We start from the raw sequence: 13,814 nt of genomic DNA, 5'->3' as shown, positions 1-13,814 counted from the left end.
ATTCTCTTAAAACCAAAGTGTATTGAAAAAAGATAAAGGATGCTTGAATTTCAAGCATCCTTTATAGTTTATAAATAAAAATGATTGTTAATGTTAAAACTCATAAATAGTGATACCACTTCTTAATTTTGGTTCTATATAAGTACTCTTCGGAGGCATTTTTAATCCTTCGTCTGCAATTTTTTTGACTTGCTCTACTGATGCGGGAAAAAGTCCAAATCCAACTTTGTACTCTCCATTATCAACATCACTTTTCACTTTTACAATTCCATTCTTACCATGTGAGTATTCAATACGATTATCTGTACGCAAATCTTCTATGCCTAAAATAGGTTTTAATACCGTTTTATATAAAATCTGTGCGTCTAATTCCTCTAATGCATCTGTAAATTCATAAGTTGTTTTTCTTAGATATAACGAATAAAACTCATTGTCAATATACATACTAAAATGATGAGGTTTTGAAGGCCTGTATACTTCTGGCCCTCTATTTTCGATACGAAACCATTCATCTAATTTGATTAGAAATTCTTCTTTGGATAATCCGTTTAGATCTTTTACTAATCGATTAAATTCATAAATTTTTAAATCAGATTCAGGGATCAAATAGCTCATAAAAAAATTATAAGCTTCATTACCGTTATGCTCAGGGTTATTTTCTTTTAAATCCTGAGATAGTAGGTGAGATGAGGCAGAACGATGATGGCCATCTGCTATATATATAGTTTTAATAGAAGAAAAGGCTTCTTGTATCTCGCGAATAGATTTTTGATCCTCTATTTTCCATAGGTAATGTGTATCACGATTTGTAGTTGTAAATTCATATTCTGCTCTTGCTCCAACGGTTTCTGAAATAATTTTTGAAATAGAATCATTATCAGGATAGGTAAGTAATACAGGTTCTGCATTAAAGCCAACTGTTTTTAGATACTCTTTAAAAGTACTTTCACGATCTTGAAGTGTATCTTCATGTTTTTTGATAACATCATTATGATAATCTTCTGTACTGGCAGCAGCTATAATACCACAAAATGATTCTTGTTCACGATTTACAATTTTGTAAATGTAATAACAAGGACTATCCTCTTGCATAAAAATTTGATCTTCTTTAAACTCCAGATATCGATTTCGAACTAACTTATAACGTTCTTCGCCAGATATCTCCTTATGGTATTTATACCCAGGGTTTACAATATGTAAAAAAGAATAAGGATTATAATCCATTCTAGAATCTCGCTCAAAAGAAGTGTAACTTTGATATGATCTCGAAGCAACCAGATTTACTTTATCTCTTGTTGGTCGTATAGCTTTAAACGGATGAATTTTTGCCATTAATTATTATTTATAAATTTTGTTGGATCCAGATATCCAGATCGGTCATTTGCATATCCACCACCGATTTCCATAAAAATATCATCTCTGATTTCTAGGTGCAAATGAGCCAAATATATGCCATTTGCATTACCTATAGTTGCTATTAAAGCACCTTTTTTCACAAAATCTCCTTCTTTTACAAGTATAGAATCGCAATGTGCATATACAGATTCATAATATTTTCCTTTGTACCTATGTATTACTCTTATAACATTACCCCAACCTCCTTTAATATCTTTAGCAAAAGTAACATATCCATTAGCAATGGCGTATATGGGATCTCCTAGATCTGTATTACCTCCTCCAATACCATTCCAGTCATCACCTAAGTGATTGTTTTCTCTAAATTTTTGGGCATTATAATAGCCTTCAGCATTTGGTTTACCAATTGGATAATCAAAATCAGAAGCGATAAATTCTGGATTTTTCTCAAAAAGAGAAGTGTAGATCTGATAAGGATCTTGATTGTCATCAATAGCAAGGCTGAATGTTTCATTTCTGTTTTTACAGGAAATCAAGGTTAAGGCTATAGTGAGCACCAGAATTTTGTTCATCGTAAAATCAGGAAGTAAATACTAAATTACGAACTATATAAACTGCTTAGATACATTTTCTGCTTTTCTGCTTTCAGAATAATCATAGAACCCTTCTCCACTTTTTACTCCAAGTTTACCGGCCATAACCATATTAACTAATAATGGGCAAGGCGCATATTTTGGGTTTTTGAAACCATCATACATTACATTAAGAATAGAAAGGCAAACATCAAGACCAATAAAATCTGCTAATTGTAATGGCCCCATAGGGTGTGCCATTCCTAATTTCATAACGGTATCAATCTCTGATACTCCTGCGACACCATTATATAAAGTTTCTATTGATTCATTAATCATTGGCATGAGGATACGATTTGCTACAAATCCAGGGTAATCATTTACTTCTACAGGGATTTTACCTAGTGTTTTAGACAGTTCCATGATAGTAGAAGTCACTTCATCAGAGGTATTGTATCCTCTAATGATCTCAACTAATTTCATAATAGGTACGGGATTCATAAAATGCATGCCTATAACCATCTCAGGACGATTGGTTACAGCAGCAATTTGTGTAATCGATATTGATGAAGTATTAGAAGCTAAAATTGTATCTTCTGGACATGCCTCACTAAGCTCTTTGAAAATTTTTAGCTTTAAATCTACATTTTCTGTAGCGGCTTCAACAACAAGACCTGCATATTCTACTCCTTCTTTGATATTTGTATAAGTAGAGATATTGGCAAGTGTAGCTTCCTTATCGGCTTCTGATATTTTTTCTTTAGCGATCATCCTGTCTAAATTCTTTGTGATTGTAGCTAAGCCTTTATCCAAAGATTGCTGAGAAATATCAATAAGCTGTACTTTAAAGCCTTTTTGAGCAAAAGTATGTGCAATACCATTCCCCATAGTTCCTGCACCGATTACTGCAATGTTTTTCATATGTATATTGTTTATTTGATATGTATGTGTAAATTTTGTTTTTAATGAGTAAAGCAGTCAATGATTTTTAAGGCAACTTCTAATGCCTTTTTTCCTTGCTCTAAAGATACCACAGGTGTAGTATCATTTTTTATGGCTTCTGCAAAGGTGTCTAATTCATCTAATATTGCATTATTAGAAGGAACATTAGGATTGTCAAAATAAATTTGTTTTTTCACACCTTCGGCATTTTGCAATATCATAGCAAAATCATCTGGAGTCTCAGGAGCATCTTTCATCTTTACGACCTCACATTTTTTTTCAAAGAAATCAACCGAGATATAGGCATCGCGCTGAAAAAACCTGGATTTTCGCATATTCTTAAGAGAAATTCTACTGGCAGTAAGGTTAGCTACACAACCATTTTCAAATTCTATTCGAGCATTAGCGATATCAGGAGTTTCACTAATTACAGATACTCCACTGGCACTAATGTGTTTTACTTCAGAGTGCACTACACTTAGTATAGCATCTATATCATGAATCATAAGATCAAGAACTACAGGAACATCTGTGCCTCTGGGGTTAAATTCTGCTAATCTGTGCGATTCGATAAACATTGGATTGTCAATCTTGCTAGCTACTGCAGTGTATGCAGGATTAAAACGTTCTACATGTCCTACTTGTCCTTTTACATGATGTGCATTTGCCAACTCAATAAGCTGTTGGGCTTCTGCTACAGTATTAGTAATTGGTTTTTCTATAAAGACGTGTTTGCCTGCTTTTATTGCTTGCTTAGCTACATCAAAATGAGCAAAAGTTGGGGTAACAATATCAACTACATCTACAGCATCAATTAATTCTTCAATAGAGTTAAAGAGTTGATAGCCAAATTCTTCTGCTATAGATTTAGCTTGGGTTTCGCTAGCATCGTAGAAACCTATAAGGTCATAATTTTCTGATTGTTGTAGAAGACGTAAATGGATTTTACCAAGGTGTCCCGCACCGAGTACTCCGGCTTTGAGCATAATATATTGATTTTACACAAAAATAGTATTATTTATAAATTTTAAATCCTAATTATATCTAAAATGCAAAATTTTAGTTCGAAGAAAGAAATAGTTTGCAAATCTTTAAAATCTTTATGTAATTTTAGCCTGCTAAATAACCCTTAGAATAGTGAAAGATACCCTTAGACATGCCGGAAAAAGAAAACAATTAGTAGACGTATTGATTAAAAAAGGAATCAAAAATAAAACAGTGTTATCTGCTATAGGAAAGATACCCAGGCACTTATTTATGGATTCTGGATTTGAAGATCATGCATATCAGGATAAAGCTTTTCCGATTGCAGCAGATCAAACCATTTCTCAACCCTATACTGTAGCGTTTCAAACAGAATTATTGGAAATAAAAAAAGGGGATAAGGTGTTAGAAATTGGCACTGGTTCGGGATACCAAACTGCAGTTTTATGCGAAATGGGAGCAAAAGTGTATAGTATAGAACGTCAAAAAGAATTGTTTAAAAAAACAAAATTGTTTTTGTCTAAACTTGGATATAGACCAAAACACTTGTCGTTTGGAGATGGGTATAAAGGCTTAGTAGAGCATGCACCGTACAATGGAATTATAGTGACAGCAGGAGCTCCTTTTGTTCCAAAACCATTATTAGGGCAACTACAAATTAATGGCTGTCTAGTAATCCCGGTAGGAGAGGATGTACAAATAATGACACTTTTTGTTCGTAAAAGTGAAACAGAGTTCGAAAAACGAGAATTCGGAGAGTTTAGATTTGTTCCTTTGTTAGAGGATAAGAATTAGAAAAAGAATAAGTATTGAAATAATACTCTTTTAAAAATTAGTGTTATGGAAGAACAAAAGCCAATCACAATAGAATTATTTAAGCTTGTAGACAAAAGAAAATATAGTTCTGATGATATAACAAAAATTAAATTGTTATTAGAAGAAGGAGCAGATGTTAATTATCAGGAACCTGAATACCCTTTTGAAACTATACTTTATAGAGTTATTTCTTCCTGGAAAAAAGACGAAAGGTTAGAGGTTGTAAAACTTCTGCTGTCCTATAATGTAGATGTAAATGTAGAGTGTGATATTTTTTTGCCAATAGAACATGCAGCTCGAAAAGGGGATGAAAAAGTAGTTGAATTTTTATTAGAAAATGGAGCAGATGAAGGTTTGCAGGCAACTTTGAAAATAGCAATTGAAGGAGAGCATATCGAAATTGCAAAAATATTGATCGATACAGGTATTAACCTTGATATGCACGAAGGATCAGATGTACCTTTTCTAAATTATTGCACAGAGCCATATCGAATAAGAGATAGAAAAAAAGAATATGATATTGTACCCGGAGTAACAATTGCGAAGTTTTTGATAGATAGAGGAGCAAACCCTAATGGTTTACCTAGTTCATCTATAACTCCCTTGCAGAATGCAGTGAATAACGATTTTTTTGAATTAGTAGAATTATTATTAGATAATGGAATTGAATCCATAGCAGAAGAAGACCCTATATTACTTATGGTGCAATCTGTAGAAATGGCTAAAATTTTACTGCAGAAGGGAGCAAATATTAACGTTCGAAGTGAAAAATATAGAGGATCGACACCTTTAATTTCAAGTATAAGTAAAGAAAACAGAAGTTTAATAGAATTTTTTATAGAAGAAAAAGCGAACTTATACTCAGTAGATAATGATGGTTTTACCGCTTTTCATCAAGCAGTTTTATTAGAAGATATAAATTTGATAAAATATCTGGCAGATCATTATAATATTAAAAAATGTAATGAAATTTATTCTCTATTGTCTATAGTCGATTCGACTTCTGTAAAGAAAATAATAGAAGAATTATTGGGTAATAGTGTTTGATTGTAATTAGATGTTTTATTAAAAAAATAGTGTTAGTAATTTATACAATTTTCATGGCGTAAATTATCTATATTCTTTTTTAATACGATCAAGATTCCTTTTATTATCCCTGTCTTTAATTGTTTCTCGTTTATCGTACATCTTTTTACCACGTGCAAGAACAATATTAAGCTTTGCTAGCCCACGATCATTTATGAATAATTTGGTTGGTATAATGGTTAATCCAGAGTTTTTTACTTCTTTTTCAAGTTTTTTTAACTCCTTTTTGTTAAGTAATAGTTTCCGTTCACTTTTGGGATTATGATTAAAATAAGTGGCATGAGAATACTCTTCTATATGCATATTAATAACAAATAATTCATTGTTATTAAACTCACAGAAACTCTCTGCAATATTTGCTTTTCCTTCTCTTATAGCCTTTATTTCTGTGCCAACGAGTTTGATTCCTGCAGTATATTTATCCAGGAATTCATATTCAAATTTGGCCTTACGGTTTAATATGTTGATTTTATTTGGATTCATATGTGTATTCCGAAATACTTTTGTAAACGCCTACAAAAGTACAAAGCTTTCCTGAAAGAAAGCTTTAAACAAAAACGAATATTCTAAATACTTTTTATAGCTCTTGAAATTGTATTGTTGAAATCTTACCATCTGCACTAAGTTGAAGGTCCATCGCTAAAGTTGCTTTGTCAAATGCTACTTTATAACTATAAACCCCTTCGGCAGTTTCAACAAAAGTTATCTTTTTTATACTGCCGAATTGCTCGAAACAACCATTTATAAAATTAGATACCCCCTCTTTTGTCATACTTTCTTGCATTTCTGAAGTGTACATATCAAAAATAGCATTTACATCTTGTGCATTAAAATTTTCTAGAAAAGTCTTTGTCGTACTTTCATAAGTACTCGCATCCTGGGCAAAACCATATTGAATGGTAAAACAAGTTAACAGTAAGATTATATATTTCATAGCATTCTCATTTTGGGGTTAGGTATTGCAAAATAATTATCTTTTCGTTAAAATTAAAAAAAAACAACCTTCAATTCACATTTTATAGAGTAAGTATAAAACTGGGTTTTCGTCTAAAAAAATAATTAGTTGTATCTGTTATTTAGTTTAACAAAATTGTTACAATTAATGAAAAGAGAAAGATTAATTTAGTTTTTTAAAGCAATTTTTATGCAACGTTATTTTATAGTATTAGTATTTGTTTTCTCTTCTGTTACCGCTGCTTTTTCCCAGTTTTCTGCTCAGGAAATAGTGGATAAAACAATAGAAAAGGCAGGAGGAACTAATTATGATAGGGCCATTATACATTTCGTTTTTAGAGGGAAACAATATCGAAGTAAAAGAGGAGAAGGAGTATATGAATTAGAGAGATTTGTAAATGGACCTAAAGGGATAACTCATGATGTGATAAATAATTCTGGTTTAAAAAGGACTATAGAGAATTGCCCTGTAGCAGTTGCAGATTCTTTGATTACAAAAATAAGTGATGGAGTGAATTCTGTACATTATTTTGCTAGCCTTCCGTATGGACTTAATGCTCCGGCAGTACATAAAAAACTAGTTGGTGAATCGGTTATCAATGGATCCTTGTATTATAAAATTAAAGTAACTTTTGATCAAGAAGGCGGCGGAACCGATTTTGAAGATGAGTTTATGTACTGGATCAACAAGGAGAACTTTACCGTAGATTATCTAGCATATAAATATGCTGTGAATGGGGGAGGAATACGATTTAGAGAAGCCTATGATCCAAGAAATATAAACGGAATACGTTTTGTAGATTATAAAAATTATAAAACAGAAGACTTAACCACACCACTACATAAACTGGATAAACTATTTGAAAAAAAGCAACTAAAATTACTTTCAAAAATAGAGCTAGAGGATATTTATGTTTATATTGAAAGAGACTGTTGTTAGTTTATAGTAAGCACTGTATCGGTAATTATATCACCAGTAATTTTTATAATGAATAGCTTTCCATAGATTTTTTCATCTATAGAGCTATACTTTTCTTTACCAATAATTTTATTAACAAAGGAAGGTGTTGTATTGCTATGACCAACAACCACAACGGTCTTTCCTTTTGTTTTTTCCTGAAACTCGATATCGTTTAAATTTCTAGGATTATATAAAGTGAGTTCTACATTTTTACTTTTGGCAATTGGCTCTGCCGTTTTTCTGGTTCTAATATAGTCTGTGGTATATACCATATCTACCGGTACATCAACAAGCATTTTTGCCCAGTTTTCTGATCGCATTTTTCCAGCCTCTGTAAGGTTTGGATTTCGATTACTTGGATCGCTAAGATCCTTTTCGGCGTGTCTAACTAAAAAATATGTAGTAGTTACTTCTTGTTGAGGTGCATTACTTTGACAAGAACCAACCCAAGAAGAAAGAAAAATAAGTAAAAAGAATATAGGTTTCATTTGTTTGTGTTTATTGTCTTAGAGGCCAGACAGTACTGCATAATTATTATTTCGGAAGTATTGAAATTTTAAATTATGCTTAAGTCATGACATAAAACTAAATAATATCAGGTATAAAAATAGCTATTATAAAAATAATAATAACTTTTTTATACCTGATTCTATTATTCTAACATTCCCATTTGCCAAATAACGATACCCATGGATAGAATAGCAATGATAAAAAATCCTATATAAATATAGGAGCTTCTTCTTTTATTAGAAGAGCCTAAATCGCCAGAAGATTTCATATGGCCAGTTTTAAATGGTTACGTTCTATATTAAGACGAATAAAAAATGGAAATGTTACACTTTTTGTGGTTTTAATTGTAAAATTCTTTCTTCAAAACTAGTAGCAGATATGGGTTCTATTATGTTTTTAAATAGCTCCATGAGTTGTTGATCGTGATTCCAACGCTTTTGTTGTAATAAATTAAAATGTACAAAAGAACTCCATAATATAGCCTTAAGCTCGGTTTTATCATGGTTCCACATTCTGATTTCTACATGTAATTGATTTTCTGTATATCGTATAAGTTGAGAATCGATAATAACATTCTCCATAAGTAAGGCCGGTTTTAAATAAGCAATCTGGTTTGTGCCTACTACCCAACTAATGCCCTCGGTTTTTGCTAGTTTAAAAATATCAAGGTTGTAGTATTGATCAATCTGATCTTCTCGTGCATTGATCATATAATTAATATATGCTGCATTATTAAGATGGTTAAAAGGGTCACAATCCTGAAATCTTATTTTTGCTTTGCTTTCTGGTATTTTAGTTAATGTCATGATTTAATTTATTTTTATACCAATCGGTATATTTATAGTTAAAAAAAATGATAATTATCGTTTTAGGTTTTTATGGATCATAGCATCTATCTGATCCATGGTTTCAAGTAAATAACTATTATCTTCCATAGTATGGGTCATAAAAATAGCCCCCGTGATCATGCTATACAATCGTTTTGCATATAGCATCGAGTCTACTTCCTCTTTTATTTCTTTACATTCTTTTCCGGCATCTATAAGTTTAGCAACATTGTTCTGGATTTTAGAGATTGCAGATTTTACGTGTTTAAAAAGAACAGGAACCTGATATTTTGCATCAACTCCCATATTAAGTACAGGGCAGCCGCCTACCTCTTGAGTAAAATTATAATAGTTTCGATAAAAGTCGGTAACCAAAAACAATTTCTCGATAGGTGATTTACTTAAAGCTTGATGATCGGCTATTCGACCAATCATATTTCCTTCGGTCATCTTAAAAGCAGCAATAGCTAATTCTTCTTTATTTTTAAAATTACCATAGATAGCACCTTTAGTAAGCCCGGTAGCTTTGGTGATGTCGCTCAAACTTGTTGCAGCATACCCGTTTTTGTTAAAAATGGGAGCAACAGTTTGAATTATAAATTCTGCAGTTTGTTCGGCTTTGGTAAGCATGTTTTACTAAAAAATATAATCAAATATACTAAAAAATACCAATCGGTATATTTTTTAACATCACAAATATTTTATTTTAACATGTTTTGAAGAGAGCTTAATAAAAAAAGGAATCTTTAATTCTGGCGGATATTACCATAAATATGATCCAAAGGTTCTGTATTGGTAATACTTTTTGGTAGGTTACAAGCATCTTCTATCTTCATTTTTTGAAAATCGAGTAAAAGATCAAATTTTTCAAGAGCAACTTGAGCCTGATCACATCCCACATTTATGTTTCTAATATTGTTAGTTTTGATTTTTTTTGGACTACTACTCCTATTTTCAAAATCTTTAAACTGGCATTTTATAACGTTTCTATCTTTAAAATAAAAGCGTTCTTCAAGTGTTAATACAACATCTGCTAGCCTGAGCTTACCAGAACGACTTCTTTCATAATCTTTATACCAGACCTTATGAATAGCATATTGGAAAAATAATTGATTATCCCAAATATAAAATTCATCTCTAAATTTTACATGCCCTAGAGTATATGTGTGTACGATATGTTTTAACTCGGTACCATTATAATAAAAAGTAAGCGACCCTTTTTCTGTTGATTCATCACAAGAATAATCGGTATGGTGTTGTCTAAGTGTATTGGTATCTACTAATTCTCGGATTAATTGATATTTATTTCTAATATCAGATAAGGCTCCCTTTTTGCTTTGGCCCAGGGAGATGTGTGAAATTAATAAAAGTGCAAACAATATGGTTGGTCTCATTGAGGAAGCAATGTACTTAAAAACCTTGTTTTTTTCTTTATTTAGTTATTAACCATTGTAGGAATAATTTTGTTAATATCTACGGTAAAACCGTAATCCGTGCTGCTCAACAAAATATAATATTGTTGATTTTTTTGTTTAAAACTAATAGAGCTATTGATTTTTTTTAAACCAATAGCTCTGTTTTTAGGTAAAATTACTATTATAGATTAATTAAGAAACCAAATTTTCCTGATTTCTAAATACTAGATTACTATCAAATTCATCAAGTAAAATTACACTTTCTGTAGAAATTTTACCTGCTAGAATTTCTTTTGATAGTTTATTTAAAACTTCTTTTTGAATTGTACGTTTCACTGGTCTGGCGCCAAATTCTGGTTGAAAACCTCTTTCAGAAAGATAGGCTATAGCTTGTTCTGTAGCATCCAAAGTTATGTGTTGCTCTGCCAGCATTTTAGAAACATGTTTTAACTGAAGCTTTACAATTTCGTTGATGTTAGCTTTGGTAAGCGGAGAAAACATAATGATATCATCTATTCTGTTTAAAAACTCTGGACGAACAGATTGTTTTAATATCCCTAATACTTCAACTTTGGCAGCTTCCATAGCGGTATCCATATCTTTGATGGTTTCAAATTTTTCTTGTATAATATGGCTACCCATGTTGCTGGTCATGATAATGATGGTGTTTCTAAAATCGGCAACTCTACCTTTATTATCGGTCAAACGACCTTCATCCAATACTTGTAGTAACACATTAAACGTATCTGGATGTGCTTTTTCTATCTCGTCTAGTAAGACTACAGAGTATGGTTTTCTTCGAACCGCTTCAGTTAATTGCCCACCTTCATCATATCCTACATATCCGGGAGGTGCACCCATTAGTCTGCTTACTGCATGACGTTCCTGATATTCACTCATATCTATTCGGGTCATAGCAGTTTCATCATTAAAGAGATATTCTGCCAGCGCTTTTGCTAATTCTGTTTTACCTACCCCGGTAGTTCCTAGAAATAGGAATGATCCGATTGGCTTTTTTTGATCTTGTAAACCTGCACGACTTCTTCTTACAGCATCACTAACAGCTTGTATGGCTTCGGTTTGTCCAACTACACGTTTTTGTAATTCTTCTTCGAGTACCAACAATTTTTCGCGTTCACTTTGTAGCATTTTGGTTACCGGTATCCCTGTCCATTTTGCTATTACTTCTGCAATATCATCATTGGTCACTTCTTCTTTAATAAGTGAAGATTTACTTTGTTGCTCATTTAACTGCTTTTGTAATTCATCCAGTCGCTCTTGAGCTTCTTTTATTTTTCCATATCGTAGTTCGGCTACTTTTCCATAATCTCCATTCCTCTCTGCACGTTCTGCTTCAAGTTTAAATTCTTCAATATCTGTTTTTGCATTTTGAATAGCGTCTACAACTTCTTTCTCGTTTTGCCATTTAGAGAAAATCTCATTACGTTCTTCTTTAATATTCGCAAGATCACCATTAAGTGCTTTTAACTTGGTTTCATCGTCTTCTCGTTTTATGGCTTCGATTTCAATTTCAAGTTGCATAATCTTTCTATCAAGCACATCGAGTTCTTCGGGTTTAGAATTAATTTCCATTCGTAATTTAGAAGCAGCTTCATCCATTAAATCAATAGCCTTATCGGGTAAAAATCTATTTGTGATATAGCGCTGTGACAATTCTACCGCAGCGATTATAGCTTCGTCTTTTATACGTACTTTATGATGTGTTTCATATTTTTCTTTAATTCCTCTAAGAATAGATATCGCACTTTCTGTATCCGGCTCATCGACTGTAACTTTTTGAAAACGCCTTTCCAGAGCTTTATCTTTTTCAAAATACTTTTGATATTCATCCAGAGTTGTGGCTCCAATTGCGCGAAGTTCTCCTCTTGCTAAAGCTGGTTTTAGGATATTAGCAGCATCCATAGCTCCCTGGCCACCTCCTGCACCTACAAGAGTATGGATTTCATCAATAAATAGTACGATGTCGCCATCGCTAGAAGTTACTTCTTTTACAACAGATTTAAGACGTTCTTCAAATTCTCCTTTAAATTTGGCTCCGGCAATTAATGCTCCCATATCTAAAGAAAAAATTTGTTTGTTCTTTAGATTTTCGGGAATATCTCCTGCAATAATTCGATGAGCTAATCCTTCGGCAATAGCAGTTTTACCTACTCCGGGCTCACCAACCAGCATTGGATTGTTTTTGGTACGGCGAGAAAGGATTTGTAATATCCTTCGGATTTCTTCATCACGACCAATAACAGGGTCTAATTTTCCGCTTTCTGCCATTTCGTTAAGATTCTTAGCATATTTGCTTAGAGCTTGGTAGGTCTCTTCGGCATTTTGCGATGTTACTCGCTCGCCTTTTCTGATCTCATTAATAGCTTCGGTTAAATGTTTTTCTGTTACTCCCTGATCTTTTAGGATTTGTGCAATCTTACTTTTAGATTTAAAAATGGCAATCACCAGATGTTCAATAGAAACATACTCGTCATTCATTTTTTTAGCAATAATACTTGCTTCATTTAATGATTTTCCGGCCTCTCTTGATAGCTGTAATTCCCCACCAGAAACTTTAGGAAAGCTTTCTAGTGTACTATCAAGAACTTGTTGTAAAAGATCGAGGTTTACATTTAACTTTTTTAGCAAAAATGGAAGCACATTCTCATCTACATTAAAAATAGCTTTAAAAATGTGTTCATTTTCTATTTGTTGATGTCCAAAACCTTGAGCAAGCTGTTGAGCTTGTTGTATGGCTTCTTGTGATTTTATAGTGAAATTATTAAAATTCATAGTCTCTTATTTTGAGTTTTCTAGTAGAGAATCAAATAATATTCCTACTTTGGTAATGCGTCAAAATGTCTTGTAATTACTTGGTTTTGCTGACTTTTTGACGTAATGTAAAGTTACGAATTTTGTTACGACCAATATATGATTATAGTCAATTTTAAAAATCAATTGACTAAGTTTGTGGTCATTCATATTAAAGAAAAAAATGGGAATATTTGGTAAATTATTTGGATCAGAAGAGAAAGAGCCTAAGCAAGAAAAACAAGCTTTGCCATGGCAAGTACTTAATTCTGTTTCGCAATTAGAGGAAATTACAAAGGCATCAAAGACTAAAACGCAGGCTATTTTTAAGCATTCGACTCGTTGTGGTATTAGTAGAATGGTAATTCGTAATTTTGAAAGCAGTTTTGATATTACAGAAGATCAAATAGATTTGTATTATCTTGATTTATTGAATCATCGTGATGTATCTGCAGAAGTAGCTGCAAAATTTCAAGTATTTCACGAATCACCACAATTTATTGTTATTAGAAATGGCGTTACCGTGCATCACTCTTCACATAGTATGATTACACCTCAGGTATTGCATCAGTTTGTATAA

At 32.3% G+C, this 13,814-nt stretch carries 16 protein-coding genes; 4 read left to right on the top strand and 12 right to left on the bottom strand.

Going from position 1 to position 13,814, the window contains the following annotated elements; genetic code table 11:
• Positions 1-93 precede the first annotated feature (93 nt).
• The 4 genes from NNL09_RS24320 to NNL09_RS24305 are packed head-to-tail and all read right to left on the bottom strand — an operon-like array spanning position 94 to position 3,856.
• The gene (locus NNL09_RS24320) at positions 94-1,332 is read right to left on the bottom strand and encodes a DUF1015 domain-containing protein (RefSeq protein ID WP_196911427.1); all 1,239 of its coding nucleotides are present in this window, start codon (positions 1,330-1,332) and stop codon (positions 94-96) included.
• Complete coding sequence (locus NNL09_RS24315; protein ID WP_196911428.1) at positions 1,332-1,928, bottom strand: M23 family metallopeptidase; 597 nt, start codon at positions 1,926-1,928, stop codon at positions 1,332-1,334. The genes NNL09_RS24320 and NNL09_RS24315 overlap by 1 nt, the downstream gene beginning before the upstream one ends.
• A gap of 33 nt (positions 1,929-1,961) precedes the next feature.
• The gene (locus tag NNL09_RS24310) at positions 1,962-2,849 is read right to left on the bottom strand and encodes a 3-hydroxybutyryl-CoA dehydrogenase (protein ID WP_074409360.1); all 888 of its coding nucleotides are present in this window, start codon (positions 2,847-2,849) and stop codon (positions 1,962-1,964) included.
• A gap of 41 nt (positions 2,850-2,890) precedes the next feature.
• Positions 2,891-3,856, bottom strand: coding sequence for a Gfo/Idh/MocA family protein (locus NNL09_RS24305; RefSeq protein WP_025664017.1), 966 nt, complete (start codon positions 3,854-3,856; stop codon positions 2,891-2,893).
• Positions 3,857-4,007: 151 nt separating this feature from the next.
• Between NNL09_RS24305 and NNL09_RS24300 the strand changes: the two genes are divergently transcribed.
• Together NNL09_RS24300 and NNL09_RS24295 are read left to right on the top strand one after the other, a co-directional pair.
• The gene (locus NNL09_RS24300) at positions 4,008-4,649 is read left to right on the top strand and encodes a protein-L-isoaspartate(D-aspartate) O-methyltransferase (protein ID WP_196911429.1); all 642 of its coding nucleotides are present in this window, start codon (positions 4,008-4,010) and stop codon (positions 4,647-4,649) included.
• A 45-nt stretch (positions 4,650-4,694) separates the two neighbouring features.
• Positions 4,695-5,717, top strand: a complete 1,023-nt coding sequence (locus NNL09_RS24295; RefSeq protein ID WP_196911430.1) for an ankyrin repeat domain-containing protein — start codon at positions 4,695-4,697, stop codon at positions 5,715-5,717.
• Between the two features lie 63 nt (positions 5,718-5,780).
• Here the strand turns inward: NNL09_RS24295 and smpB are convergent, their stop codons facing one another.
• Together smpB and NNL09_RS24285 are read right to left on the bottom strand one after the other, a co-directional pair.
• Positions 5,781-6,239 carry an SsrA-binding protein SmpB gene (gene smpB, locus NNL09_RS24290; protein ID WP_025664020.1) on the bottom strand — a complete coding sequence of 153 codons (459 nt, stop codon included), beginning with the start codon at positions 6,237-6,239 and terminating at the stop codon, positions 5,781-5,783.
• A gap of 94 nt (positions 6,240-6,333) precedes the next feature.
• Complete coding sequence (locus tag NNL09_RS24285) at positions 6,334-6,690, bottom strand: DUF3887 domain-containing protein (protein WP_025664021.1); 357 nt, start codon at positions 6,688-6,690, stop codon at positions 6,334-6,336.
• 210 nt (positions 6,691-6,900) lie between these two features.
• Between NNL09_RS24285 and NNL09_RS24280 the strand changes: the two genes are divergently transcribed.
• Complete coding sequence (locus NNL09_RS24280; RefSeq protein WP_196911431.1) at positions 6,901-7,650, top strand: DUF6503 family protein; 750 nt, start codon at positions 6,901-6,903, stop codon at positions 7,648-7,650.
• Here NNL09_RS24280 and NNL09_RS24275 read toward each other — a convergent pair.
• The 6 genes from NNL09_RS24275 to clpB form a co-directional block, all read right to left on the bottom strand.
• Entirely contained in the window at positions 7,647-8,159 is a 513-nt protein-coding gene (locus NNL09_RS24275; protein WP_196911432.1) for a histidine phosphatase family protein, read from the bottom strand. The two genes, NNL09_RS24280 and NNL09_RS24275, sit on opposite strands and share 4 nt — an antisense overlap.
• Positions 8,160-8,323: 164 nt before the next feature.
• Positions 8,324-8,449 carry a hypothetical protein gene (locus NNL09_RS26240; RefSeq protein WP_255409709.1) on the bottom strand — a complete coding sequence of 42 codons (126 nt, stop codon included), beginning with the start codon at positions 8,447-8,449 and terminating at the stop codon, positions 8,324-8,326.
• Positions 8,450-8,504: 55 nt separating this feature from the next.
• Complete coding sequence (locus NNL09_RS24270; protein ID WP_025664024.1) at positions 8,505-8,987, bottom strand: thioesterase family protein; 483 nt, start codon at positions 8,985-8,987, stop codon at positions 8,505-8,507.
• A 54-nt stretch (positions 8,988-9,041) separates the two neighbouring features.
• On the bottom strand, positions 9,042-9,638 hold the full coding sequence (locus NNL09_RS24265; RefSeq protein ID WP_025664025.1) for a TetR/AcrR family transcriptional regulator: 597 nt from the start codon (positions 9,636-9,638) through the stop codon (positions 9,042-9,044).
• 116 nt (positions 9,639-9,754) lie between these two features.
• Positions 9,755-10,402, bottom strand: coding sequence for a hypothetical protein (locus NNL09_RS24260; protein ID WP_196911433.1), 648 nt, complete (start codon positions 10,400-10,402; stop codon positions 9,755-9,757).
• Positions 10,403-10,615: 213 nt separating this feature from the next.
• Positions 10,616-13,216 (bottom strand): ATP-dependent chaperone ClpB, encoded by a 2,601-nt coding sequence (gene clpB / locus NNL09_RS24255; RefSeq protein WP_196911434.1) that lies wholly within the window; start codon positions 13,214-13,216, stop codon positions 10,616-10,618.
• A gap of 202 nt (positions 13,217-13,418) precedes the next feature.
• On the opposite strand from clpB, the gene ytxJ reads away from it, so the two are divergent.
• Positions 13,419-13,814 carry a bacillithiol system redox-active protein YtxJ gene (gene ytxJ, locus NNL09_RS24250; protein ID WP_025664028.1) on the top strand — a complete coding sequence of 132 codons (396 nt, stop codon included), beginning with the start codon at positions 13,419-13,421 and terminating at the stop codon, positions 13,812-13,814.

Source organism: Aquimarina sp. EL_43 (assembly GCF_943422735.1).
GTDB lineage: Bacteria > Bacteroidota > Bacteroidia > Flavobacteriales > Flavobacteriaceae > Aquimarina > Aquimarina megaterium.
Note: the sequence above shows the minus strand (reverse complement) of the source record. Positions and strands in the feature narration are given on the sequence as shown.

What these genes read in the sequence shown, in the direction of transcription:
- NNL09_RS24320 (WP_196911427.1), bottom strand. Translation starts at nt 1,332, where the DNA reads ATGGCAAAAATTCATCCGTTTAAAGCTATACGACCAACAAGAGATAAA.
- NNL09_RS24315 (WP_196911428.1), bottom strand. Translation starts at nt 1,928, where the DNA reads ATGAACAAAATTCTGGTGCTCACTATAGCCTTAACCTTGATTTCCTGT.
- NNL09_RS24310 (WP_074409360.1), bottom strand. Translation starts at nt 2,849, where the DNA reads ATGAAAAACATTGCAGTAATCGGTGCAGGAACTATGGGGAATGGTATT.
- NNL09_RS24305 (WP_025664017.1), bottom strand. Translation starts at nt 3,856, where the DNA reads ATGCTCAAAGCCGGAGTACTCGGTGCGGGACACCTTGGTAAAATCCAT.
- NNL09_RS24295 (WP_196911430.1), top strand. Translation starts at nt 4,695, where the DNA reads ATGGAAGAACAAAAGCCAATCACAATAGAATTATTTAAGCTTGTAGAC.
- smpB (WP_025664020.1), bottom strand. Translation starts at nt 6,239, where the DNA reads ATGAATCCAAATAAAATCAACATATTAAACCGTAAGGCCAAATTTGAA.
- NNL09_RS24285 (WP_025664021.1), bottom strand. Translation starts at nt 6,690, where the DNA reads ATGAAATATATAATCTTACTGTTAACTTGTTTTACCATTCAATATGGT.
- NNL09_RS24280 (WP_196911431.1), top strand. Translation starts at nt 6,901, where the DNA reads ATGCAACGTTATTTTATAGTATTAGTATTTGTTTTCTCTTCTGTTACC.
- NNL09_RS24275 (WP_196911432.1), bottom strand. Translation starts at nt 8,159, where the DNA reads ATGAAACCTATATTCTTTTTACTTATTTTTCTTTCTTCTTGGGTTGGT.
- NNL09_RS26240 (WP_255409709.1), bottom strand. Translation starts at nt 8,449, where the DNA reads ATGAAATCTTCTGGCGATTTAGGCTCTTCTAATAAAAGAAGAAGCTCC.
- NNL09_RS24270 (WP_025664024.1), bottom strand. Translation starts at nt 8,987, where the DNA reads ATGACATTAACTAAAATACCAGAAAGCAAAGCAAAAATAAGATTTCAG.
- NNL09_RS24265 (WP_025664025.1), bottom strand. Translation starts at nt 9,638, where the DNA reads ATGCTTACCAAAGCCGAACAAACTGCAGAATTTATAATTCAAACTGTT.
- NNL09_RS24260 (WP_196911433.1), bottom strand. Translation starts at nt 10,402, where the DNA reads ATGAGACCAACCATATTGTTTGCACTTTTATTAATTTCACACATCTCC.
- clpB (WP_196911434.1), bottom strand. Translation starts at nt 13,216, where the DNA reads ATGAATTTTAATAATTTCACTATAAAATCACAAGAAGCCATACAACAA.
- ytxJ (WP_025664028.1), top strand. Translation starts at nt 13,419, where the DNA reads ATGGGAATATTTGGTAAATTATTTGGATCAGAAGAGAAAGAGCCTAAG.